Source organism: Roseovarius azorensis (assembly GCF_900109455.1).
In the GTDB taxonomy this organism is placed as follows: domain Bacteria; phylum Pseudomonadota; class Alphaproteobacteria; order Rhodobacterales; family Rhodobacteraceae; genus Roseovarius; species Roseovarius azorensis.
In genome coordinates, this window is the sequence record NZ_FOAG01000008.1 from 147,753 (window position 1) to 168,940 (window position 21,188).

A 21,188-nucleotide genomic window follows, 5' to 3' on the forward strand; every position below is an offset into this window, starting at 1 on the left:
CCTGCCGAGAGGACGCCGATGCGCTCTGCCCCGCCCGCACTCACCATCGACGGCTCTGCCCGGATTGGCGGGCTGTCTGTCTTTGGCCCGCTGCGCCTGAGGCTGGCCGCCGGGCGCATCACCTGCCTTCTGGGCCCCTCGGGCGTGGGCAAGACGACGCTCTTGCGGCTGATCGCGGGCGTCGATGACGCAACCGAGTTCACCGGCACGATCACCGCCTCCGACGGGTTGCCGCTCGGGGGGCGCATGGCGCTGATGGCACAGGGCGATCTGTTGCTGCCCTGGCTTGATGTGCTGGGCAATGTGACGCTGGGCGCGCGGCTGCGCGGCGCGGGGCGCGACACGCAACGCGCGCTGCGCATTCTCGACCGCATGGGCCTTGCCGATCATGCGCATAAACGCCCCCACGCGCTCTCGGGTGGTCAGAAACAACGCGTGGCGCTGGCCCGCACGCTGATGGAGGATCGCCCGATCATCCTGTTGGACGAGCCGTTCTCGGCGCTCGACGCGCGCACCCGCGCACAGATGCAGGATCTGACCGCCGCACATCTGGCGGGCCGCACCGTGCTGATGGTCACCCATGACCCGGCAGAGGCGGCGCGCATGGGCCATGCCATCCATATCCTGTCCGAGACCGGGCTGGAGGATGTCCCGCCGCCGCCCGCCCCGGTGCCCCGCGCGGTGGATGATCCCGAAACGCTTGCCACGCAGGGCCGTCTTTTCGCGCGCCTGCGCGCGCCCGCCTGACAGGAGAAATTGATGCGCCCCACCGATCATCTCAAATCCCTCGTGGCCGAGGACTGGCAGGCCGCCACCCGTCACGCCTTTACCGATCAGCTTGCCGCGGGCACGCTGCGCGAGGATCGCATGCTGGCCTATCTGCAACAGGATTACCTCTTCATCGAGGGTTTCGTGCGCCTGCTCGCCTCGGCCATCGCCCATGCGCCCAGCCTGCCCGACGCGATCCCGGCGGCGCAGTTCCTGGGACTGATCTCGGGCCCCGAGAACACCTATTTCCTGCGCGCGATCGAGGCGCTGGGCGGGCAGGTTTCGCCCCCTGCCCCGGCCCATCCGGTGACCGTGGACTTCCAGAACCTGATGCAGCAGGCCGCGCACTCGGGGCGCTATGCGCAGATGATCGCGGTGCTGAGCGTTGCCGAATGGACCTATCTCGACTGGGCCAGCCCGCATGCGGACAAGGCCGCGAACCTTCCCTTCTGGTTCGGCGAATGGATCACGCTGCACAGCGGGCGGGATTTTGAGGGCGTGGTGGCCCATCTGCGCGGCCAGCTCGATCAGGTCTGGCCAACGCTCTCGACCGAGGATCAGCAGGCGGCGCGTGCGGCCTTTGTCACCACCACCCGCCTCGAACGCGCCTTCTTCGACGCGGCCCTTGCAGGATACCCCGCGTCATGAGCCGCCTTGTCACCATCGCCGCCTCCACGGCGCTCGCCATCGTGCTCTGGCAGGCGCTGGTGACGCTGGCGGGCCTGCCGCCGTTCATCCTGCCGGGGCCGGGCCGCGTGGCGGAAACGCTCTGGGCCAGCCGCGCGCTCATCGCCCATCACGCGACGATCACCGCCGCCGAGGTGCTGATCGGCCTCGCCCTGGGCGCGGGGCTTGGCGGGCTCTCGGCCATCGGGCTGGCCGCCTCGCCCATGGCGCGCCGCCTGATCCGCCCGATGATGGTGTTCAGCCAGGCGATCCCGGTCTTTGCCCTGGCCCCCATCCTGACGCTCTGGCTGGGCTACGGGCTATGGTCCAAGGTCGCCATGGCGCTCCTGATCATCTACTTCCCCGTGACCTCGGCCTTTTTCGACGCGCTGATGCGCACGCCGCAGCACTGGCTGGATCTGGCCCGCGTGATGGGCGCGAACCGCCCGCGCCTGATGTGGCATATCCGCGTGCCCGCCGCCCTGCCGGGATTTGCCTCGGGCCTGCGTCTGGCCGCCGTCTACGCCCCCATCGGCGCGATCATCGGCGAATGGGTGGGCGCGTCCAAAGGGCTGGGCTATCTCATGCTGCTGGCCAACGGGCGGGCCAAGATCGACCTCATGTTCGCCGCCCTGATCGTGCTGGCGATCCTGACGCTCTTGCTGCACGCCGGGGTGGACCGGGGGTGTCGGCGGTGGCTGGATGGGGGGGCGGCCTGAGGCTTCTTCTTGGTCCAAATACCCGAATCCGACCGCCGCCCCGATCGCCCGCGCCACAAAAAAGAGCGCCTCCCGCCCGAATACCTCCCGAATTCCCGCCATAGGGTAGCGGCATGAGTGTCATGCCCCCGAGCCCTACCCTTGCTCCGCCGCGCCTGTCGGTCTTTGTCGATGCCGACAACATCAGCGCGGCGCAGGCCGGAACCATCCTTGCGCTTGCTTGCCACCACGGGGCGCCAGACCTCGTGCGCGCCTATGGCAATGCCTGCCTGCTGCCCGATTGGGACAAGGTGCCCGGCTTTCACTTCGTCCATTCCGGCAGCGGCAAGAACGCCACCGACATGCTGATCTGCCTTGATGCCATGGAACGCGCGCTTTCGGATCAATGCGGGACGGTCCTGCTCGTCAGTTCAGATCAGGACTTCACCCATCTCGCCACCCGCCTGCGCGAGCGCGGCCTGACCGTGATCGGCGCAGGAGAGGCCAAGACCGCAAAACGGTTTCGGGCAGCGTGTTCGGAGTTTCATGTGCTTGTAAACAAGACAGCATGTCCCTCCGACAGATCTTCCCCCGCCACACAACCAGCAAGGCAGGTGTCCACAGAAGCCCCGACTGACCTGGATCAGGATATCCGGAATGTGATCCGGTCCAAATGCACGGACAAAACCGGTTATGAGATCGCATTGCTCTCGGCGCACATGTTCAGGATCCACGGCGTGAAGATCAGCGCAAAGCCCGAGAAGACTTGGCGTGGCTACCTTGCCAAACGCCCCGCACTTTACACTCTCGACCCCAAAGGCCCAAACGCCAAGGTCCGCTACAAGCCCGAAGCCTTTAAGACCGCGACCGACTGAAGCCGCCCCCCTCAGAAATCCGTCGGTGCCCCGCCCTCGGCCTTGCGCCTTGCCACGAAATCCGCCAGCTCCTCGCGAACCCCATCATCCATCGGCGGCGCCTCGAACCCTGCGATGATATCCTGAAACACCTGATGCGCACGCGCCGGCGTCCAGACCGCACCTGCCGCCTCCCAGGCCTCGTAGTTGCGCCAGTCGCTGAGGAAGGGCTGGTAGAACGCGGTCGTATAGCGGTCCTGCGTATGCTGGATGCCAAAGAAATGACCCTTGTCGCCCACCTCCCGGATCGCCTCGACGGCGATCTCGTCAGGGCCGGTAGCCCAGAGCATCGGGTCCATGTAGCGTTGAATCTGTTGCAATATCTCACAATCCATGACGAATTTCTCCGGGCTGGCGATCAGCCCGCCCTCCAGCCACCCGGCGGCGTGATAGACCATATGCGCCCCCGCCTGCACCGCCGACCAGAGGCTGTTCGACGTCTCCCACATCGCCTGCCCGTCGGGCACGTTTGCGGCGCAGACACCGCTCGCCCGCATCGGCAGACGATAGAACCGCACCAGTTGGCCGGTCATCTGCGTCGCGCGCATGTATTCCGGCGTCCCAAAGGCGGGCGCACCGGATTTCATGTCCACATTCGAGGTGAACGTGCCAATGGCACAGGGCGCGCCCGGTCGGATGATCTGCGCCAGCACCACGGCGCAAAGCGCCTCGGCGATCGACTGCGCCACGGCGCCCGCCATCGTCACCGGGGCCATGGCCCCCGCCAGCGTGAAGGGCGTGACCACCAGCCCCTGCCCGCGCCGCGCCAGACGCATCCAGCCATCCAGCATCGGATAGTCATGCTTGAGCGGCGAGGTGGAGTTGATGTTTGTATACATCCGCGGAGAGGCCTCGAATTCCTCGTGGCTCAGACCCCCGGCAATCCGCACCATCTCCATCACATCCTCGACCCGCTCGGCGCCGAGGCTGTAGGCATGCATCGCCTTGTCGGTCAGCGTCAGCTTGTCGTAGAGCACATCGAGATGCCGGACACTGGCGTGAATATCCTGCGGCTCGACCGGATAGCCGCCCGCGAAATGGATGCAGTTGAAATACTGCGTCAGCTTCAGCAGGTTCTGGCACATCTCGCGCGTACCCGAGACCTTGCGCCCGATCTTCATGTCCCAGTAGCTTGGCGGCGAGGATACATTGCCAAAATTGAGATGATTGCCACCGATGGTGATGCTGCGCTCGGGATTGCGCGGCGTGATGGTCCAGCTTTCGGGCGCCTTGCCGATCATCTCCATGACGAAATCACGGCCCATACGGACATTCTCGCCGTTGATCTCGCAGCCGCCCGAGGCGCGCAGGATCCCGACGGCCTCAGGGTTCAGGAACTCGATCCCGATTTCTTCGAGGATCCGCATCGCCCCGTCATGGATCGCCAGCACCCCCGCCTGATCCAGAGGCTCTGTCGGGCGATCACGGTTGATTGGCGGGTTCCACGGCATCTGTTCGATGACGGCGCTGCCGCGCCGCGCAGCCCCGCCTGCGCGCCCGCCGCTTCGTGTCCTGCGTTTGAGATCTTCGGCCATGTGACGCCCTCCAGTGCTCGCTTGAAACCACGAAACACCGCCCCGGTGCGCGCCACATGCCGCTTTGCGACTTATGCTGTCGTTTTTGCTTTTCCGCCTGTCACGTTCCGGCCACTTGCGCCCGCCGCGCCGCTCGCTTGCCGGCGAACCAGAGATAAATCGCCAGGCTACCCACCACGATCACGCCCCCCGCCAGCATCATGCCGGTCGGACCTTCCCCCGTCCCCAACCAGACCCAGAGCGGCCCCAGAACCGTCTCAAGCAGCAACAGGAGACTGACATTCGAGGCATGTGTGTAGCGCGAGGCCAGCGACAGCGCAAAGAACGACACCGGCAGGATCACCAGCCCGCAGACCGCAATCGCCCAGACCTCGCCCTGCATCATCGCCGCGGGTCCGGTCACGATCACGCCGGTCGCACCCGCCAGCACCGCACCAAGACCGATCACCAGCAGGATCGGCAATTCGGGACGCGCCCGCAGGATCACGAAGTTGAGCGCCAGCACCATCGCCACGCCAAGACCCGCCAGCGCCCCCCAGAGCGCCGCGCGGTCGAACGTCACGCCATCGTGGCCGCCGCCAAACACTGCCAGCGCGATCCCCGCCATCACAGCCGCAATCGTCACCCATGTCGCGGTCCGCGTCGGCTCACCGATGATGACCCGCGCGAAGAGCGCGGCAAAAACCGGTACTGTCGCCACAGCGAACAGAACCACCGCCACCGGCGCATGAGCTATGCCGAGGCTGAACAGCGTCGCGTTGAAATACTGGCAGACGACAATGCCGATGCCGAACCCGCCACCCAGAATCCCCAGATCCCGCAGGCGGTGGCCGCTCGTCAACGCCCAGAGCACCAGCATAACGGCACCCATCAACAGGCCGCGCCAGCCCACCATCTGATAGCCGCCCATGCCCGACCACCGCATGAACAGCGCATCCGGCGTCAGCATCAGCGCACCGAACGTCGCCAGCGCCAGACCGAACAGCGGATGCCGCGTCATGCGGTCAGCCAGTCCGGGATATACCCGATATCGGGCAGCACCACATCGGCCAGCGGCGCCAGATCGGCGCGCGTCGCGGTGCCGGTCAGCACGCCCACACATTGCATCCCCGCCGCGCGACCGGCGATCAGGTCATGCGTGCTGTCGCCCACCATGACCACGCGCCGGGGCTCCAGCGCGACGGCGCGGGCAAAGGCCAGCAACGGCCCCGGCGCGGGTTTGGCTCCGAACCCCGAGTCGAACCCGGCGACAAAATCGAAATGCTCCAGCACGCCCGCAGCACCCAGGTGCGCGCGCGCGCCGTATTCGGTGTCGTTGGTCATCACCCCCAGCCGCAGCCCGCGTGCCGCCAGACCCTCCAGATAGGGTGCGAGCGGCACGGCGGGCGTCAGAGGGGCATGTTCCGCACTCTGCGTGAGCTGTTGCTCGATCTCGTCGACCACGCGCCCCGGCAGGGCACGCGCCAGACATTCCGCCACTTCGCGGTTGGTGCAGGCGATGACCGGGCTTGTCGGGTGAAACCGGCGGGCGTCCAGATCGTAATGCGCCTCCGCGGCAACCCGCGACATCACGGCCAGATCCCCACCCGCAAGATCATGGATCACCGCATGCCCCCAGACGCTCCAGGTGGCGTGAAAATCAAACAGCGTTCCGTCCTTGTCGAACAGGATCCCGTCCGCGCGCGTCATGTCCAGCTGACCTGTCTGCCGCCGGGCAGGCTTGCCCGCGCCATCATCGGTGTTTCATATTTCAGCCCCTTCTGATCGCAGAACGCCACGACCCAGGCGTCATCCATCATCAGGAAATCCAGCACCGCGCCCAGAAACTCCGGTTCTGCCGCGCGGGCGCGCAGATCGGTCTCGGACGCGCCGGTCGCCCCCAGGAACACCGGCAAAAGGGCGTCATTGCCTGCCAGCCAGGCGAGGGCCTGCAAGGCGATTGTCTCGGCGTAATCCTGCTGCATCGTCATCCTGGTTAATTTCCGGAAAGGTTTTCTTAACCTCTGCAATGGATAGTGAACCGATTGCAAAGGGCAAGCACTAAAGGCATCGGGGCAATGTCGGGTAAAATTCTGATCGTGGATGAGTTGGCGTCCAACAGGATCGTCCTGAAGGTCAAGCTCTCTGCCGCCCATCACCGGGTGGTTCCGGCGGTTTCCGCCAACGAGGCGCTCGGCCTCGCCGCGCGTGAGCGGCCTGACCTCATTCTCGCCAGTTCGAACCTGTCGGACGTGACCGCCGCCGAATTCATCACCGCCCTGCGCCGGATCGACGGCCTGTCGGCCACACCGATCGTGCTGTTGCAGTCGCGCCCCAGCCAGCAAGAACGCCGCGCAGCGCTTGCGGCGGGCGCCGATGACATTCTGACCAGGCCGGTGAGAGAACCGCTGCTGCTCGCGCGATTGCGCAACCTCCTGCGCCGGTATCACCGGGACAACGACCTGTCGGCACAGGTCGGCGCGGCCGATGCGATGGGATTCGCCGAGGGCCGGGATGAGTTTCAGCACCCCGGCCATGTCGCCATCATTGCCCCAACCGGCCGCCAGGCGCTCGCGCTCAAGGCAATGCTCGCGTCCAACGGCAACCATCGGATCACTGCGGGTGCCATGGATCACGTCTGGTCCATCACCGGCAGCCAGCCGGCCCCGGATGTCTGCCTGCTGTGCTTCGGCCCGGCCACAGCCGAGGACGGCCTGCGTCTTCTGGCCGATCTCAAGGCGGGCCAGCGCACCCGGTCGAGCCCGGTCATCGCCCTGCTTGATGCCGGTTGCGACGGGCTGGCGGTAACGCTGCTGGATATGGGTGCCGATGACGTGATGGCCGGAACGCCTGATCGCCACGAACTTTCGCTACGGCTCAGCCAACAGATGCGCCGCAAGCGCCGCGACGAACATCTGCGCGCCGAACTTCTGTCCGGGCTGAAGGCGGCGGTGATCGACCCGCTGACCGGCGCTCATAATCGCCGCTACGCTCTGCCTTTCCTGCACCGCCAGATCAATCGTCTGAGCGAGGGCGGGCAGTGCTTTGCCGTGATGGTGGCCGATCTCGATCTGTTCAAACAGGTCAATGACCAGTATGGCCATGCTGCGGGCGATGCGGTTCTTTTCTCCGTTTGCGACCGGCTGCGCGCCAATCTGAGCGAGGGCGATCTGCTTGCCCGGATCGGTGGCGAGGAGTTTCTGATCGTCACTCCTGTCGTCAGCCGCGACCATGCCCGCCAGACCGCCGAGCGCCTCCGCCGGGTGATCCGCCAGACCCCGATCGTCCTGCCCGACTGTAACGTTACAGTCAGCGTCACCATCAGCATCGGCATCACCATCGGTCAGAATCGCCCCGGCCTGCCCCTGCCCAGCGTCGAGAGCCTGTTGCACGAAGCCGACCGCGCGCTCTATGTGGCCAAGGCACAGGGCCGCAACAAGGCCAGCTTCTGCGCGCGCTCGGCTGCCTGATCACGCCGCCCGCCCCGCGCGAAACGCGCGCGGCGACTGCCCCCATGCCTCGATGAAGGCGCGGGTAAAGGCGCTGCGGCTGGTAAATCCCACCTTCTGCGCCACCCGCTTGACCGGCTCTTGCCCTTCGCTCAGCAGCTGCGCCGCCCGCGCCAGCCGCAATTCCCGCAGGAACCCCATCGGCCCGCAGCCATAGGCCGCCTGAAACCGCTCGGCAAAGCGCGACCGGCTCATACCCGCCGCCTCTGCCAGCCGTTCGAGCGTATGCACGGCACCGGGATCGTCCAGCATCGACTGCAGGGCGCGCCACAGTTGCGGATCGGCCAACGCCCCCAGCCATGTCACCGCCGGATCCCCCGCCTCCAATCGTTGCCGCAACATCTCGATCACGCATTGCAAAAGCAGCGCCCGGATCATCGCGCGACCTCCGGGGCGCGGCTGCGTCACTTCCTCGACCAGCGCCGCCATCGCCTGCTTCGCCCTCGGGACCTGCCCCAGATCCAGCGTCAGCGGCGCCCGCAGCAGATCAATCACCCCATGCGTCTCGCGCAGGCCCAACCGGATCGTGGAACACAGCACCACCATGTTTCCGCTGCCCTCGCCGCGCGCCAAATGCTCTTCCAGATCGAGACCCGCCGGCCTGCACGCGGGCAGGCCGATCTGCCCAAGACCATGATTATGCAACGAATGATGCTGGCTTGCGGGGACCAGAACCAGACGTCCGGGTGCCAGGTCGATCGGCGCCAGCCCCTGAAAACTCAAGCGCCCCTCCCCGCCCAGCACATAATGCAGCGTCGCCCCGGGCGCGCGTCCCATTCCAAGACTGCACGCCCCTTCGAGCGCGCAGATCGCAAACGGGTCAGCCTGAATTTCAAGCTCGCTCAGAATCCGGTCATGGGCTTCGCGCATCTGCATCTTCTTGCCCTCGCAGCAATCGCCGCAAAAAGCAACCAGCAGAAAAAGCACATAAACAAACTGTGAAGCCACGTTTTCGGGACGAAAAGGCACATTCGCGCTGCCACATTCACAACGTAAACCACACCAACAAGGAGTAAGCCATGAGCTGCTGCCACAATCACGACCATGATAACGATCCCAAATTCACCCGCCGCCAGGCCCTCACCGGCACCGCAGCACTGGCTGCCGCCGCAACCGGCCTCGTGGCCACTTCCGCACAGGCACAGGACAATCCCTATGCGGAACCCGCAGAACCCGCGCTGCCGCCCAGCGACATGAAGATCGACCTCAGCCGTGTCGCCCTCGTCGTCACCGATCCGCAGAACGACTTTCTCAGCCCCGATGGCGTGACATGGGGCGTGGTCGGCGCAAGCGTCGAGCAACACAACACCGTCGGCAATATCGAAAGCCTGTTCAAGGCGGCCAAGGCTGCGGGCATCACCGTCGCCGTGTCGCCGCATTACTACTATCCCACCGACCACGGCTGGAAATTCGAGGGCGCGCTGGAAAAGCTGATGCACAAGATCGGCATGTTCGACCGCAAGGGCCCGCTGTCGCTCGAGGGCTTCGAAGGTTCGGGCGCGGATTTCCTCGATCTCTACAAACCCTATATCAATGACGGCAAGACCATCGTCTCCTCGCCGCACAAGCTCTATGGGCCGGAACATAACGACCTTGCGCTGCAACTGCGCAAGCAGGGCGTGGATCAGGTGATCCTGGCTGGCATGTCCGCCAACCTCTGCACCGAGAGCCACATGCGCGAGCTTCTGGAACAAGGCTTTGAGGTTGCCGTGGTCAAGGACGCCACCGCCGCCGCCATGCTGCCGGAAGGTGACGGCTATCTCGCCGCGCTCATCAACTTCCGCTACATGGCCAACGCGGTCTGGACGACCGAAGAGGTCGTGGCGATGCTGGGCTAAGGCCAGTTGCCGCATCACCCGCCCCAGGGATGAGGATGGGCACGCCCGCGCGGACCACGGACCGCGCGGGCATTTTCTTTTGCAGCGATCCGGCATAACGATAGCCCCGACAGCGACGATGGAACAGGGGCGACGCCATGACGAAAACCATGATCGGGGTGATCGGCGGATCTGGACTATACGAGATTGACGGGCTGCAAGATGCCCAGTGGCGGCACGTCGACACCCCCTGGGGCGCCCCCTCCGACCAGATCCTCACCGGCACGCTTGACGGTGTGCCGATGGCCTTTCTGCCCCGCCACGGGCGCGGTCATGTTCACACGCCCTCAACCGTGCCTTACCGCGCCAATATTGACGCGCTGAAACGCATCGGCGTAACCGACGTGATCTCTGTCTCTGCCTGCGGCTCGTTCCGCGAGGATCTGGCGCCGGGCGATTTCGTCCTCGTCGATCAGTATATCGACCGCACCTTTGCCCGCGAGAAATCCTTTTTCGGCCCCGGCTGCGTGGCCCATGTGAGTGTGGCGCATCCCACCTGCCCGCGCCTCACGGACGCCTGCGGGACAGCGGCGCGCGATGCCGGTATCACGGTGCATCGCGGCGGCACCTATCTGGCGATGGAGGGACCGCAATTCTCGACCATGGCGGAATCGAAACTCTACCGCGATGCCTGGGGCTGCGACGTGATCGGCATGACCGGCATGCCCGAGGCCAAACTCGCCCGCGAGGCCGAACTTTGCTACGCTTCGGTCGCCATGATCACCGATTACGACAGCTGGCACCCCGACCATGGCGCGGTGGATATCACCGCGATCATCGCCACCCTGGCCGGCAATGCCGACAAGGGGCACAACATGGTCCGCCGCCTGCCCGCTCTTCTGGGGCCTGACCGCGTGCCCTGCCCGCATGGCTGCGACCGCGCGCTCGAATTCGCCATGCTCACCGCGCCCGAGAAACGCGACCCCGATCTCGTCGCACGGCTTGACGCGGTGGCGGGGCGGGTTCTCGCGCGGTAAACTCTTCGCGCGTGGCCTGTCACATCACTGGACGCCCGCGCGCGCGATACCCACAACAGGTGACATGTCGCACCTGACCGAAAAACTTGCCGACCAGACCTGGCGTCACAGCATGGGCCGCCGGTTCGAGGCGATGACGGACGAGATATTCCAGGTCATCCGATGGATCCTTCTGGTGGGATTCGCCAACTATCTTGCCAAGACCCACGGCACGCTGACCTTCAGCCTGACATACTGGATGCTTGCCGCCCTGCTTTTCGGCTATATCGCCTCGCGCTTTCTTCTGCGGCCGGAGGTGCCGTTTCTCGGCAACCCCACGGCCCGTTTGCCACGGCTGATCCAGTCGGCGTTGAATTTCCTGCTCTGCGTCGTGGTGTTTGCCCTGACCCTCTGGGCGGTCGGCGCCCTGACCCAGGCCATTGCCGATTACCGCAGCCTGCGCTGACCCCTTGCGCCAACATCCGGCCTGCGCCAAAACCGCTCTGGCAACATCCCGCCGGAGCGCTTACCCCATGACCCCCATGAAAACCGTCAAGGACTACATTCGCACCATCGTCGATTTCCCGCATGAGGGGATCCTGTTCCGCGACGTGACCACGCTCTTTGCAGATCCGCGCGGTTTTCGCATCGCCATAGACCAGATGCTGCACCCCTATGCCGGACAGCCCATCGACAAGGTTGTCGGACTTGAGGCGCGCGGATTCATTCTGGGCGGCGCCATCGCACATCAGTTGTCAGTAGGCTTCGTGCCGATCCGTAAAAAGGGCAAGCTGCCCGGCGCGGTGATCTCCGAACACTACCAGCTGGAATATGGCGAGGCGGTGGTGGAAATCCATGACGACGCGATCCAGCCCGGCGAACGTGTCCTGCTGGTTGACGATCTGCTTGCAACCGGCGGCACCGCCGCCGCCGGCATCCGCCTGATCGAGCGGCTGGGCGGGGAAATCACCGGCTGCGCCTTCATCGTCGATCTGCCGGATCTTGGCGGCCACAAGCGCCTGCTCGATATGGGAATGGAGGTCCATACCCTCTGCGCCTTCGAAGGGCTCTGAGCGCTATTGCACCGCCATCCGTGCCGCCAGCCGCAGTGCAAGGCTGGGATCGCGACTCATCCCCGGCAGCACCGGGTGATAGCCCGCCCGGATGAGCGCCGCGATTTCGGGGCGCAGAATCACTCCGCCTTCGTCCGGCAACTCCGCCAGAGCCGAGCGATCCATGAACGCCCGATCCGACCACAGCAGGATGGTCTGCACGATCTGGCTCAGCGCCAGCGTTTCGGCAGGCACCGCGCCCAGCGCCTCATCCATCCGCAGAAAGACGAAACACGCGCGGATCGCACCCGCCTCGTCGAACCTGAAAATCCGATACTGATTGGCCTCCGCCTCTTGCAACCGCGCCACCAGCGGGCCGAGATCGGGCACCAGCCGGTCCAGTCCCGGCACCTCCGGCAGTTCCTGCCAGTCGCGGAAAAAGAACATCATCAGGTTCGCACCCAGTTCCGGATCGGTCCCGGCCATCCGGTGACCCGCCAGCGCCACCACCGCCTCGATCGCGCCCTTGATAACGCCAAGCGTGCGGTCATCGACCCCGAACACCACCGGCACGATAGGCCGCCCCCAGCGGGCGAACAGAAATGTCTCGTCACTGCGCAAAAACAACGCCTCGATCTCGGCGGGGGTCAGGGTGACACTCATGGGCAGGGCCTCCGATTGCCGCGCTCCTCTAGCAGGCTCTGGTCCCCCGCACCACCCGCTGCCGGAGGCCCCGGACACTGCGTACAAAAGCGGCGCACGCAATGAACATGCTGTACGCTACATCTCGAACAAATCGTTCTGCCCCTTCGGCCCCGGCGCGGGCAGGCCCAGATGCGTCCAGCCCCCCTGCGCCAGCATCCGCCCGCGCGGCGTGCGCTGGATAAGTCCTTGTTGCAAAAGGAAAGGTTCGATCACCTCTTCCAGCGCATCGCGGCTCTCGCTCAGGGCGGCACTCAGGGTCTCGATCCCCACCGGGCCACCCTGATAAGCCTCTGCAATCAAACGCAAATACCTCCGATCCGCCCCATCAAGCCCAAGATGATCCACCCCCAGCCGCGTCAGCGAGCGATCCGCCAGTTCCTTGGAAATCACCCCATCCCCCTCAACCACCGCGAAATCCACGACCCGTCGCAAAAGCCGCCCCGCGATCCGTGGCGTCCCGCGCGAGCGTCGTGCAATCTCCATCGCACCATCGGGATCGGTCGGGATACTCAGCAGCCGTGCATTGCGCGTCACGATCTCGTGCAACTCGTCCGTCTCATAGAATTGCAGCCGGGTCGGGATGCCGAAACGGTCGCGCAGCGGCGTGGTTAGAAGGCCCAGCCGCGTAGTCGCGCCAACCAGTGTAAATGGTTGTAATTCAATGCGAACGGTGCGCGCCGCCGGCCCTGCGCCGATCACCAGATCCAACTCGAAATCCTCCAGCGCCGGGTAAAGCACCTCTTCCACCGTCGGATTCAGACGGTGAATTTCGTCAATGAAAAGAACGTCATTGCGCTCCAGATTGGTCAGGATCGCCGCCAGGTCGCCCGCCTTGGCCAGCACCGGGCCGGATGTCATCCGAAAGCCCACGCCAAGCTCGCGCGCCATGATCTGCGCCAGCGTCGTCTTGCCCAGACCGGGGGGGCCGTGAAACAGAGTGTGATCCATCGCCTCGCCCCGCTGCCGCGCGGATTGGATGAACACCGACAGGTTTGCCCGTGCCTCTTTCTGACCGATGAATTCGGACAGCACCTGCGGTCGCAGGCTGCGGTCCTGATCCTCCGGCAGGGCTTGAGGGCGTAGGGTCGGGTCCGGCTCACTCATGAATTATCCCCTTGGCGCCAATAGCTTGAGGGACAACCGGATCAATTCCGCCGTCTCCGCGCGGGGCGCATTGCCCGCTGCCTGCGCCACCGCGCCCGCCGCCTCGCCGGGGCTGTAGCCCAGATTCGTGAGCGCCGACAGGGCCTCGGCCTGCGCGCCGGAGCCGGATGGCGCGACGGCTGCGGGCATTGCCGGGGCGGCGTCGATCACCGCCTCGCCCGCATCCGGCGCAGGGGCCGTGGTCGCCCCCATGGCCATCACGCCGGGCGCCTTGTCCTTGAGCTCGTTCACGACCCTTTGTGCGGTCTTTGCCCCGATCCCCTTGGCCGCTGTCACCGCATTCCAGTCCCCGAGCGCGATCGCGCGACCTATGCCATCCGGCCCCAAGGCCCCCAAAATCGCCAGCGACGCCCGCGCCCCGACCCCCTGTACGCTCATCAGCAGCCGATGCCATTCCTTCTCGATCAAAGTGGTGAACCCGAAGAGTTGCAGAATATCCTCGCGCACCAGAAGGTCCGTGTAGAGTGCCACCTGCCCGCCCGGCCCCGGCAGAGCGGACAGGGTGCGTTCCGAGCAATAGACAAGATAGCCTACACCGCGCACGTCGATCAACACATGGTCCGCCGCGCGATAGTCGATCCGCCCCGCTATCCGCCCGATCATGCGCCCGCCCTCTGCACTGCGCGGGACAACAAACCGCCCGATCGCGCATGATGCGCATGGCAGATCGCAATCGCCAGGGCATCCGCCGCATCCGGTCCGGTGAGTTGAACGCCGGGCAATTGCACCCTGACCATATGCGCCACTTGTTCCTTGGCGGCGTGGCCAACGCCGACCACGGTTTTCTTGACCGTGTTGGGCGAATATTCCCCCACGCTCAGCCCATGTTGCGCGGGCACCAGCAAGGCGATCCCGCGCGCCTGTCCCAGTTTCAGCGTCCCTGCCCCGTCCTTGTTGACGAATGTCTGCTCTACCGCCGCCGCCTCGGGCGAATAACGGGCGACGATATCGGTCAGTTGTTCGAACAGAGACAGCAGACGCGCCGCCAGATCCGGTCCGCTGGAATGACAGATGCCGTTGGCGACATGCGTGAGACGACTGCCGTCGGCGTCGATCAGTCCCCAACCGAGGTTTCTCAACCCGGGATCAATTCCCAATACCCGCATCCTGACCCTGCCCGTTTTATCCTGCCCTTCCGGGTTTTTTTCAGCATTAGCACGAAACAAGAACAAAGACCAAGCAGAATGCGTGTTTCCAGACTGCCCGCTTTGACCGCAACCCGTTGCAGAATTGCCGCAGTCCGTTGTCACCCCGCGACAGTGAATCCCACAATAATTCATTAAAAACAAAAATATAAAGGCCAATCCGACCCATGCACAAGACGCATAATAACTATGCAATAACCTGGCTTGCAAGAATGGAGCAGTCTGACTAACTGCCCCTCAGCAACAGATATTCTGTGATCTTCGAATTCAAGGAACAAACCAATGGCCGTCATCGACAGCACCCGCTCGCACGTTTCCACCGCCGGTTTCGGCAGTCTCATGACCCGCGTCTACGACACAATTGTCGCGTGGAACGAACGTCGGGCCACCCGCAAGGCGCTTTCGCAACTGAGTGATCGCGAACTCGACGATATCGGTCTGAGCCGTGGCGATATCGATCTGGTCGCCCGCCAGATCTGAGGATCGGGACCATCCAAACAAAAGGCCCTGCGCGGAACGATCCGGCGCAGGGCCTTTTGACAAGGGGGGCGATGTTCTGCCTCGCGTTAACGCAGCAGCGGGCGCATCTTTGACGCAAGGATTTCGCTCAGCCGGTCAGGCTGCATTGCCATCGCGCCAGCCTGTTCGACAAAACTGCCCTGTGACAGTTGCAGCAGCCGGTTCTCATAGAGCGGCAGGCCCAGATGGGCGATGATCACTGATTTGAAGAACACGAACCCGGCCACAAGATAGACGAGGCCGCGCACGGGAATGCTGGCCCGGCGCCGTTTGGGGCGGAATACGATCAGCCCATTCCTGCTGACCTTGCCAACGTAGCCGCGCTCCATCTGAGCGCGTTTTCGGGCTATCGCCTCCAGCCGGGCGTCGAACGCATGGAAAGCATCACTCATCATAAAAATCCCAATTCACAGTCCATACATTAATCCTAAAAATTTAGGACTGAATTATGGCAAGACTAAGGCAAATACGCCGCGAGGACAGATTTTAGACTTAATTTCATTCACTTTTCTGCATCACCAGCGTGGTCCAGTCACCAATATCTGCGCGATGTTCCAGACTGTTTCCAAGGCGAGAATAGACGTCAGCCACCTCTTCGGCCTGATCCTTCAGAAGGCCCGAGAGAATCACCTTTCCACCGGGTCGCAAGCATGACGTAACGTCAGGCCCGAGCGCCATCAGAGGCCCCTTGAGGATATTGGCAAAGACCAGATCAAAGGGCGCTGCGGCGCGCAGGCGCGGATGATCGAAGCCCGCCGCCTGCACACAGTCCACCCGACCGGCCAGACCATTGGCCAGAACATTGGCCTGCGCCACCTCGACCGCCACCTCGTCGATATCGCCGGCTAGCACCACGCCGGGCCAGATCCGCGCCGCCGCCATCGCCAGAACGGCAGTGCCGCATCCGACATCGACCACCGACCGGCCGACAAAGCCCTGCTCCGCCAGACGATCCAGCGCACGCAGGCAGCCCAGTGTCGTGCCATGATGCCCGGTGCCAAATGCCATGGCGGCCTCGATCAGCAGCGGCTCGCACCCGGCGGGCACCCGGTCTGCGTCATGACTGCCATAGACGAAGAACCGCCCGGCCACGACCGGGCTGAGGTCACGGCGCACTTTGGCCACCCAATCGACCTCGGGCAGTTCCGAGATTGCAAAGGGCCTTGCCCCATGCGCGGCAGCCAGAAGCGCAAGCGCAATGTGATCCGGCGAAGCATCAAAATAGGCGCCGATCTCCCAGAGACCCGAACCGTCCTCGATCTCGAACATGCCCACGCCTGTCGGCGATGGCGTCAGAACCTCCAGCGCCTCGGCAATCGCCTCGGCATCAGCCTTGTCCGGCAGGATGGTAAGGGCGGTGTAGGTCGGCATGATCAGGGGCTTTCGACAGGGATCATTCGGCGGGCGCGGGTACCAGCCGCGCGAGGATCGTTTCATTGCCCGGCTCGGGGTGGCGCGGGATCATAAGCGCCAGAACACAGGATACACAGGCCATGCCCGCCGCCATGAAAAACACCGCCGCAGGCGAGACCAGCCACAGATAGCCCAGAAGCGCAGGCAGAAACACCGCCGCGATATGGTTGATGGTAAAAGCCACGGCGGCGGTTGGCGCGATGTCGCCGGGATCGGCGATCTTCTGGAAATAGGTCTTGAGCGCGAGGGCGAGCGAGAACAGGATATGGTCCACGACATAGAGCGTCGCCGCGAGCAGCACGCCCCACCCGAAAAAGTAGATACCGCCATAGGCTAGGAACACCAGCGCCAGCCCGATATATTCGAACACCAGCGTATTGCGCTCGCCGAACCTGAAGACCGCCCGCCCCATCAGCGGGGCAAAGATCATGTTGACGATCAGGTTGATCAGGAACAGCGCGGTCACCTCATGCACCTGAAAACCGAATTTCTCGACCATCATGAACCCGGCAAAGACCACGAAAATCTGCCGCCGGGCCCCGGCCATGAACTGCAGCGCGTAATAGAGCCAGTAGCGGCGGCGCAGCACCATCTTCTTGATCTGCGGATTTGGGGCCTCGAACCGAGGATAGGCGATCAGGCAAAAGACCGCGACACAGACCGTGAACCCGCCCGCCAGCATGTAGACGGTGTTGTAGGTCAGGCCGAACGCATCCCAAGTCAGCACGATCAGCACATAGGCCACCAGCGTCGCACCCGATCCTGCGGCCAGAAGCCAGCCCAGCATCTGCGGCGCGCGCAGCTTGTCCAGCCATTGCAGTTGCAGGGATTGGTTCACCGTCTCGTAATAGTGAAACCCGATCGAACTGAGCATTGTTATGGTCAGGATGCCGCCCAGAGTGGGAAACTGCGCCGTCAGCGCCGTAGCCACCCCCAGCAGCACCAGCGAGACCAGCCCGAGAATCTGTTCATGCATGAAGATGATCAGCGCGATCACGCCAATGGCGAAAAATCCGGGGATCTCGCGCACCGTATGCAGCCAACCGATGTCAGAGCCGTCGAACCCCGCCACCTCGATGACAAAGTTGTTGAGCAGCGCCGACCATGTGGCAAAGGCCACCGGCATCGCGGCGGCCATCAGAAAGAGCAGCGTCACGGGTCTGCGCCAGAAGGGCAGGCTTCGCGCCTCGCCGAGGGGGAATTGCGGTTTCATGCCATTCCTTTACGCGCAAGCGCGGGGGTTGGCGAGAGGGGCTTGCAGGAAAATCGGGGCATCATCGCACGCTCCATACCGTCATCCCCAGGTCCGACCCGGGGATCTCGTGACATCCCCCAATCCCTCAATAGAAACTCTGCGGGTCAATATCCACCGTCATCCGCGTCTGCGGCGGCAGGCGCACCTGACCAATCCAGGCAGCAATCGCAGCTTGCAGAGCCGCGCCCTTGGGCGCCTTGACCAGCAGCCGCACGCGATGCCGCCCCCGGATGCGGGCAATCGGGGCGGGCGCGGGGCCGAAGACCTGCGCGCCCACGGCGCGGATCGGTCCGTCACGGCGCGCCAGTTCCCCGCCCAGATCATAGACCGCCTGCATATCGGGCGAACTGAGGATGATGCCCGCCATCCGCCCATAAGGCGGCACACCCGCCGCGCGCCGTGCCTCGGCCTCGGTGCGCCAGAACCCCTCTTCGTCGCCAGCCAGAATGGCGCGGATGACCGGATGCTCGGGCTGGAACGTCTGCAACAGCGCCCGGCCCCGCCGCTCGGCCCGACCCGCACGCCCCGCCACCTGCCGCATCAGTTGAAACGTGCGCTCAGCAGCCCGCAGATCAGAGCCCTGAAGCCCGAGGTCGGCGTCGATCACGCCGACCAGTGTCAGCAGCGGAAAGTTGTGCCCCTTGGCGACCAGTTGCGTGCCGATGATGATATCCGCGCCACCCGCCGCAATCCCGGCGATCTGTTCCCTGAGCGCGCGGGCAGAGCCGAAGAGATCCGACGACAACACCGCAATCCGCGCCTGTGGAAACAGCGCCGCCGCCTCTTCCGCCAGCCGCTCCACTCCCGGTCCCACCGCCGCCAGCCGCCCCTCCGCCCCGCAGGACGGACAGGCCACCGGCATCGCGGCGCTCTCGCCGCATTGGTGGCAGATCAGCCTCTTTTGAAACCGGTGCTCGACCATGCGCGCGTCACAGTGCTCGCATCCGATCTGATGCCCGCAGGCGCGGCAGATCGTTGTCGGCGCATAGCCGCGCCGGTTGAGGAACAAGAGCGCCTGCTCTCCCGCCGCCACCCGCGAATTGACCGCCGCCTGCAGGGTGGGTGAAACCCACCTGTTCGACGGCAGACTCTCGGCCCGCATGTCGATCGCGGCAAGTTCCGGCATGACCGCCGCGCCATAACGCGCGCTCAGCTCCAGCCGCTCGTATTTGCCCGCCTCGGCATTGGCCCAGCTTTCAAGGCTGGGCGTAGCTGAGGCCAGAACCACCCGTGCCCCGCAGATCGCGGCGCGCAGAACCGCCATGTCGCGCGCATTGTAGAGCACGCCATCCTCTTGCTTGTAGGAACTGTCGTGTTCTTCATCCACCACGATCAGGCCCAGATTCTGAAACGGCAGAAAGAGGGCAGAGCGCGCGCCCACCACCATCTGCGCGCCGCCTTGGCCGACCATCTTCCATGTGCGCCGCCGCTCGGTCATGGTCACGCCCGAATGCCACTCGGCGGGCCGTGCGCCGAACCGCGCCTCGACGCGGGTGAGAAATTCTGCCGTCAGAGCGATCTCGGGCAACAGCACCAGCGCCTGACGCCCCAGCCGCAATGTCTCTGCCACCGCCTCCAGATAAACCTCGGTCTTGCCAGAGCCGGTGACGCCGCGCAACAGCGTCGTGCCATAGCCCCCGCCGCGCACCCCCGAACAAAGCGCCTCTGCCGCCACCGACTGCTCCGGCACCAGATCCCTGGCGGGCAGGTCCGGGTCCAGCCTGGCAAAGGGCGTATCGCGCGGCGTATCCTCTTCGCGCACCGCCCCCTGCGCCACCAGCCCCTTGATCACCGATGATGTCACCCCGGCCAGATCGCCAAGTTCCTTCAGGGTGAAGCCAAGAGTGCCATAGCCGCGCAGCACCTCCAGCACACGCGCGCGCGCGTCGGTCATCCGTTCGGGGGTCACATCCCCCAGCCGGTAGATCTTTTGCATCGAAGGAGGATTGCTCAGCCCCGGCGCGCGGGTGGCCAGCCGCAGCATCGCGGACAGCGGTGTCAGGGTATATTCCCCCGCCCGACGGAGGAATTCCTGCATCTCGTCGCGCATCGGGGCCACGTCCAGCACCCGGATGATGCTGCGTGCCTTCCTGAGTTCAAATCCGCCCCGGCCCGGCCCCCAGACCACCCCCGGCACCCGGCGCGGCCCCAGCGGCACCTCGACAAAGGCACCCGACACGCATCCGCCCTCGGGCGCAAGGTAATCCAGCGGACCATCGAGCGGCTGCGCGGTCAGCACCGCCACCAGAGCACCTTCATTATAGAATTCCGGCAGCGATGGGATCACGGGCGGTTCCTTGTCATCAGGGGTTTCGGGAGACCCGTCTATGAGGTAAACGCATCCGCAAAAGAACCCAACCCGCCACAGAGGGCCAGCCCATGAAATTCTTTGTCGACACCGCCGAAACCGATCAGATCGCCGAACTCAATGACCTTGGCATGGTCGATGGCGTCACCACCAACCCCTCGCTGATCCTGAAATCGGGTCGCGACATTCTCGAAGTGACCAGGGAGATCGCCGAAATGGTCTCTGGCCCCGTCAGCGCCGAGGTTGTCGCGCTGACCGCCGACGAGATGATCGCCGAGGGCCGCAAGCTTGCGCAGATCGCCGGCAATATCGCGGTCAAGGTGCCGCTCACATGGGACGGGCTAAAGGCCTGCAAGGTGCTCACGGGTGAGGGCTATATGGTCAACGTCACGCTCTGCTTTTCGGCCAATCAGGCGCTTCTGGCTGCTAAGGCGGGGGCCACGTTCATCTCGCCCTTTATCGGACGGCTTGATGACATCAACCTCGATGGCATGGACCTGATCGAGGACATTCGCACGATCTATGACAATTACGGGTTCGAGACGCAGATCCTCGCGGCCTCGATCCGCACGGTCAACCACGCCTGTCAGGCGGCATTGATCGGAGCCGACGTGATGACCGCGCCGCCCGCCGTGATCAAGAAAATGGCAGAGCATCCGCTGACCAATGCGGGCCTGGAATCCTTTATGGCGGATTGGGCAAAAACAGGGCAGAAAATCCTCTGA

At 64.5% G+C, this 21,188-nt stretch carries 24 protein-coding genes; 11 read left to right on the top strand and 13 right to left on the bottom strand.

The features are described from left to right. The first annotated feature begins 18 nt into the window (after positions 1-18). The 4 genes from BSG08_RS13235 to BSG08_RS13250 all read left to right on the top strand — a co-directional run bounded on the left by BSG08_RS13235 (position 19) and on the right by BSG08_RS13250 (position 3,007). Positions 19-747 carry an ABC transporter ATP-binding protein gene (locus BSG08_RS13235; RefSeq protein ID WP_093037750.1) on the top strand — a complete coding sequence of 243 codons (729 nt, stop codon included), beginning with the start codon at positions 19-21 and terminating at the stop codon, positions 745-747. 12 nt (positions 748-759) lie between these two features. Next, positions 760-1,416 carry a TenA family protein gene (locus BSG08_RS13240; RefSeq protein ID WP_093037753.1) on the top strand — a complete coding sequence of 219 codons (657 nt, stop codon included), beginning with the start codon at positions 760-762 and terminating at the stop codon, positions 1,414-1,416. Then, complete coding sequence (locus BSG08_RS13245; protein ID WP_093037756.1) at positions 1,413-2,153, top strand: ABC transporter permease; 741 nt, start codon at positions 1,413-1,415, stop codon at positions 2,151-2,153. The genes BSG08_RS13240 and BSG08_RS13245 overlap by 4 nt, the downstream gene beginning before the upstream one ends. 122 nt (positions 2,154-2,275) lie before the next feature. Continuing rightward, positions 2,276-3,007, top strand: coding sequence for an NYN domain-containing protein (locus tag BSG08_RS13250; RefSeq protein WP_245770704.1), 732 nt, complete (start codon positions 2,276-2,278; stop codon positions 3,005-3,007). An 11-nt stretch (positions 3,008-3,018) separates the two neighbouring features. On the opposite strand, the gene BSG08_RS13255 is transcribed toward BSG08_RS13250, so the two are convergent. From BSG08_RS13255 to BSG08_RS13270, 4 genes are all read right to left on the bottom strand, one after another. Then, a complete protein-coding gene (locus tag BSG08_RS13255; protein WP_093037762.1) occupies positions 3,019-4,581 on the bottom strand; it encodes a trimethylamine methyltransferase family protein in 1,563 nt (520 codons plus the stop codon). A gap of 100 nt (positions 4,582-4,681) precedes the next feature. Next, a complete protein-coding gene (locus tag BSG08_RS13260) occupies positions 4,682-5,581 on the bottom strand; it encodes a DMT family transporter (RefSeq protein WP_093037765.1) in 900 nt (299 codons plus the stop codon). Next, entirely contained in the window at positions 5,578-6,270 is a 693-nt protein-coding gene (locus BSG08_RS13265; RefSeq protein ID WP_093037768.1) for an HAD family hydrolase, read from the bottom strand. Before BSG08_RS13265 ends, BSG08_RS13260 begins: the two co-directional genes overlap by 4 nt. Next, complete coding sequence (locus BSG08_RS13270) at positions 6,267-6,551, bottom strand: DUF3572 domain-containing protein (RefSeq protein WP_093037771.1); 285 nt, start codon at positions 6,549-6,551, stop codon at positions 6,267-6,269. Before BSG08_RS13270 ends, BSG08_RS13265 begins: the two co-directional genes overlap by 4 nt. 87 nt (positions 6,552-6,638) lie before the next feature. Between BSG08_RS13270 and BSG08_RS13275 the strand changes: the two genes are divergently transcribed. After that, positions 6,639-8,030, top strand: a complete 1,392-nt coding sequence (locus BSG08_RS13275; protein WP_245770700.1) for a diguanylate cyclase domain-containing protein — start codon at positions 6,639-6,641, stop codon at positions 8,028-8,030. On the opposite strand, the gene BSG08_RS13280 is transcribed toward BSG08_RS13275, so the two are convergent. Beyond that, positions 8,031-8,939, bottom strand: coding sequence for a helix-turn-helix transcriptional regulator (locus BSG08_RS13280; RefSeq protein ID WP_245770701.1), 909 nt, complete (start codon positions 8,937-8,939; stop codon positions 8,031-8,033). Between the two features lie 149 nt (positions 8,940-9,088). On the opposite strand from BSG08_RS13280, the gene BSG08_RS13285 reads away from it, so the two are divergent. The 4 genes from BSG08_RS13285 to BSG08_RS13300 all read left to right on the top strand — a co-directional run bounded on the left by BSG08_RS13285 (position 9,089) and on the right by BSG08_RS13300 (position 11,975). Continuing rightward, positions 9,089-9,907 carry a cysteine hydrolase family protein gene (locus BSG08_RS13285; protein WP_093037774.1) on the top strand — a complete coding sequence of 273 codons (819 nt, stop codon included), beginning with the start codon at positions 9,089-9,091 and terminating at the stop codon, positions 9,905-9,907. A 137-nt stretch (positions 9,908-10,044) separates the two neighbouring features. Beyond that, complete coding sequence (locus BSG08_RS13290) at positions 10,045-10,923, top strand: S-methyl-5'-thioadenosine phosphorylase (protein WP_093037778.1); 879 nt, start codon at positions 10,045-10,047, stop codon at positions 10,921-10,923. Positions 10,924-10,987: 64 nt separating this feature from the next. Further along, positions 10,988-11,368, top strand: a complete 381-nt coding sequence (locus BSG08_RS13295; protein ID WP_093037779.1) for a hypothetical protein — start codon at positions 10,988-10,990, stop codon at positions 11,366-11,368. Positions 11,369-11,435: 67 nt separating this feature from the next. Continuing rightward, a complete protein-coding gene (locus BSG08_RS13300) occupies positions 11,436-11,975 on the top strand; it encodes an adenine phosphoribosyltransferase (RefSeq protein WP_093037782.1) in 540 nt (179 codons plus the stop codon). Between the two features lie 3 nt (positions 11,976-11,978). Here the strand turns inward: BSG08_RS13300 and BSG08_RS13305 are convergent, their stop codons facing one another. From BSG08_RS13305 to ruvC, 4 genes are all read right to left on the bottom strand, one after another. After that, positions 11,979-12,617, bottom strand: a complete 639-nt coding sequence (locus BSG08_RS13305) for a hypothetical protein (protein WP_093037785.1) — start codon at positions 12,615-12,617, stop codon at positions 11,979-11,981. Positions 12,618-12,734: 117 nt separating this feature from the next. Next, positions 12,735-13,763, bottom strand: a complete 1,029-nt coding sequence (gene ruvB / locus BSG08_RS13310) for a Holliday junction branch migration DNA helicase RuvB (RefSeq protein ID WP_093037788.1) — start codon at positions 13,761-13,763, stop codon at positions 12,735-12,737. Between the two features lie 3 nt (positions 13,764-13,766). Continuing rightward, complete coding sequence (gene ruvA, locus BSG08_RS13315; RefSeq protein ID WP_093037791.1) at positions 13,767-14,426, bottom strand: Holliday junction branch migration protein RuvA; 660 nt, start codon at positions 14,424-14,426, stop codon at positions 13,767-13,769. Continuing rightward, complete coding sequence (ruvC, locus tag BSG08_RS13320) at positions 14,423-14,929, bottom strand: crossover junction endodeoxyribonuclease RuvC (protein WP_093037793.1); 507 nt, start codon at positions 14,927-14,929, stop codon at positions 14,423-14,425. The genes ruvA and ruvC overlap by 4 nt, the downstream gene beginning before the upstream one ends. A gap of 321 nt (positions 14,930-15,250) precedes the next feature. Here ruvC and BSG08_RS13325 point away from each other — a divergent pair, with 321 nt between their 5' ends. Continuing rightward, a complete protein-coding gene (locus tag BSG08_RS13325; protein ID WP_093037796.1) occupies positions 15,251-15,448 on the top strand; it encodes a DUF1127 domain-containing protein in 198 nt (65 codons plus the stop codon). Positions 15,449-15,534: 86 nt separating this feature from the next. On the opposite strand, the gene BSG08_RS13330 is transcribed toward BSG08_RS13325, so the two are convergent. The 4 genes from BSG08_RS13330 to BSG08_RS13345 all read right to left on the bottom strand — a co-directional run bounded on the left by BSG08_RS13330 (position 15,535) and on the right by BSG08_RS13345 (position 20,442). Continuing rightward, the gene (locus BSG08_RS13330; protein ID WP_093037898.1) at positions 15,535-15,879 is read right to left on the bottom strand and encodes a hypothetical protein; all 345 of its coding nucleotides are present in this window, start codon (positions 15,877-15,879) and stop codon (positions 15,535-15,537) included. A 106-nt stretch (positions 15,880-15,985) separates the two neighbouring features. Beyond that, the gene (locus BSG08_RS13335) at positions 15,986-16,858 is read right to left on the bottom strand and encodes a 50S ribosomal protein L11 methyltransferase (RefSeq protein WP_093037799.1); all 873 of its coding nucleotides are present in this window, start codon (positions 16,856-16,858) and stop codon (positions 15,986-15,988) included. Between the two features lie 22 nt (positions 16,859-16,880). Then, positions 16,881-18,113: an MFS transporter gene (locus tag BSG08_RS13340; protein WP_093037802.1), complete on the bottom strand. Its 1,233-nt coding sequence runs from the start codon at positions 18,111-18,113 to the stop codon at positions 16,881-16,883. A gap of 127 nt (positions 18,114-18,240) precedes the next feature. Beyond that, the gene (locus tag BSG08_RS13345) at positions 18,241-20,442 is read right to left on the bottom strand and encodes a primosomal protein N' (RefSeq protein ID WP_245770702.1); all 2,202 of its coding nucleotides are present in this window, start codon (positions 20,440-20,442) and stop codon (positions 18,241-18,243) included. A gap of 92 nt (positions 20,443-20,534) precedes the next feature. Here BSG08_RS13345 and fsa point away from each other — a divergent pair, with 92 nt between their 5' ends. After that, positions 20,535-21,188, top strand: coding sequence for a fructose-6-phosphate aldolase (gene fsa, locus BSG08_RS13350; protein ID WP_093037804.1), 654 nt, complete (start codon positions 20,535-20,537; stop codon positions 21,186-21,188).

Coding starts and splice junctions, on each gene's coding strand:
- BSG08_RS13235 (WP_093037750.1), top strand. CDS start 19: ATGCGCTCTGCCCCGCCCGCACTCACCATCGACGGCTCTGCCCGGATT.
- BSG08_RS13240 (WP_093037753.1), top strand. CDS start 760: ATGCGCCCCACCGATCATCTCAAATCCCTCGTGGCCGAGGACTGGCAG.
- BSG08_RS13245 (WP_093037756.1), top strand. CDS start 1,413: ATGAGCCGCCTTGTCACCATCGCCGCCTCCACGGCGCTCGCCATCGTG.
- BSG08_RS13250 (WP_245770704.1), top strand. CDS start 2,276: ATGCCCCCGAGCCCTACCCTTGCTCCGCCGCGCCTGTCGGTCTTTGTC.
- BSG08_RS13255 (WP_093037762.1), bottom strand. CDS start 4,581: ATGGCCGAAGATCTCAAACGCAGGACACGAAGCGGCGGGCGCGCAGGC.
- BSG08_RS13260 (WP_093037765.1), bottom strand. CDS start 5,581: ATGACGCGGCATCCGCTGTTCGGTCTGGCGCTGGCGACGTTCGGTGCG.
- BSG08_RS13265 (WP_093037768.1), bottom strand. CDS start 6,270: ATGACGCGCGCGGACGGGATCCTGTTCGACAAGGACGGAACGCTGTTT.
- BSG08_RS13270 (WP_093037771.1), bottom strand. CDS start 6,551: ATGACGATGCAGCAGGATTACGCCGAGACAATCGCCTTGCAGGCCCTC.
- BSG08_RS13275 (WP_245770700.1), top strand. CDS start 6,639: ATGTCGGGTAAAATTCTGATCGTGGATGAGTTGGCGTCCAACAGGATC.
- BSG08_RS13280 (WP_245770701.1), bottom strand. CDS start 8,939: ATGCGCGAAGCCCATGACCGGATTCTGAGCGAGCTTGAAATTCAGGCT.
- BSG08_RS13285 (WP_093037774.1), top strand. CDS start 9,089: ATGAGCTGCTGCCACAATCACGACCATGATAACGATCCCAAATTCACC.
- BSG08_RS13290 (WP_093037778.1), top strand. CDS start 10,045: ATGACGAAAACCATGATCGGGGTGATCGGCGGATCTGGACTATACGAG.
- BSG08_RS13295 (WP_093037779.1), top strand. CDS start 10,988: ATGTCGCACCTGACCGAAAAACTTGCCGACCAGACCTGGCGTCACAGC.
- BSG08_RS13300 (WP_093037782.1), top strand. CDS start 11,436: ATGACCCCCATGAAAACCGTCAAGGACTACATTCGCACCATCGTCGAT.
- BSG08_RS13305 (WP_093037785.1), bottom strand. CDS start 12,617: ATGAGTGTCACCCTGACCCCCGCCGAGATCGAGGCGTTGTTTTTGCGC.
- ruvB (WP_093037788.1), bottom strand. CDS start 13,763: ATGAGTGAGCCGGACCCGACCCTACGCCCTCAAGCCCTGCCGGAGGAT.
- ruvA (WP_093037791.1), bottom strand. CDS start 14,426: ATGATCGGGCGGATAGCGGGGCGGATCGACTATCGCGCGGCGGACCAT.
- ruvC (WP_093037793.1), bottom strand. CDS start 14,929: ATGCGGGTATTGGGAATTGATCCCGGGTTGAGAAACCTCGGTTGGGGA.
- BSG08_RS13325 (WP_093037796.1), top strand. CDS start 15,251: ATGGCCGTCATCGACAGCACCCGCTCGCACGTTTCCACCGCCGGTTTC.
- BSG08_RS13330 (WP_093037898.1), bottom strand. CDS start 15,879: ATGAGTGATGCTTTCCATGCGTTCGACGCCCGGCTGGAGGCGATAGCC.
- BSG08_RS13335 (WP_093037799.1), bottom strand. CDS start 16,858: ATGCCGACCTACACCGCCCTTACCATCCTGCCGGACAAGGCTGATGCC.
- BSG08_RS13340 (WP_093037802.1), bottom strand. CDS start 18,113: ATGAAACCGCAATTCCCCCTCGGCGAGGCGCGAAGCCTGCCCTTCTGG.
- fsa (WP_093037804.1), top strand. CDS start 20,535: ATGAAATTCTTTGTCGACACCGCCGAAACCGATCAGATCGCCGAACTC.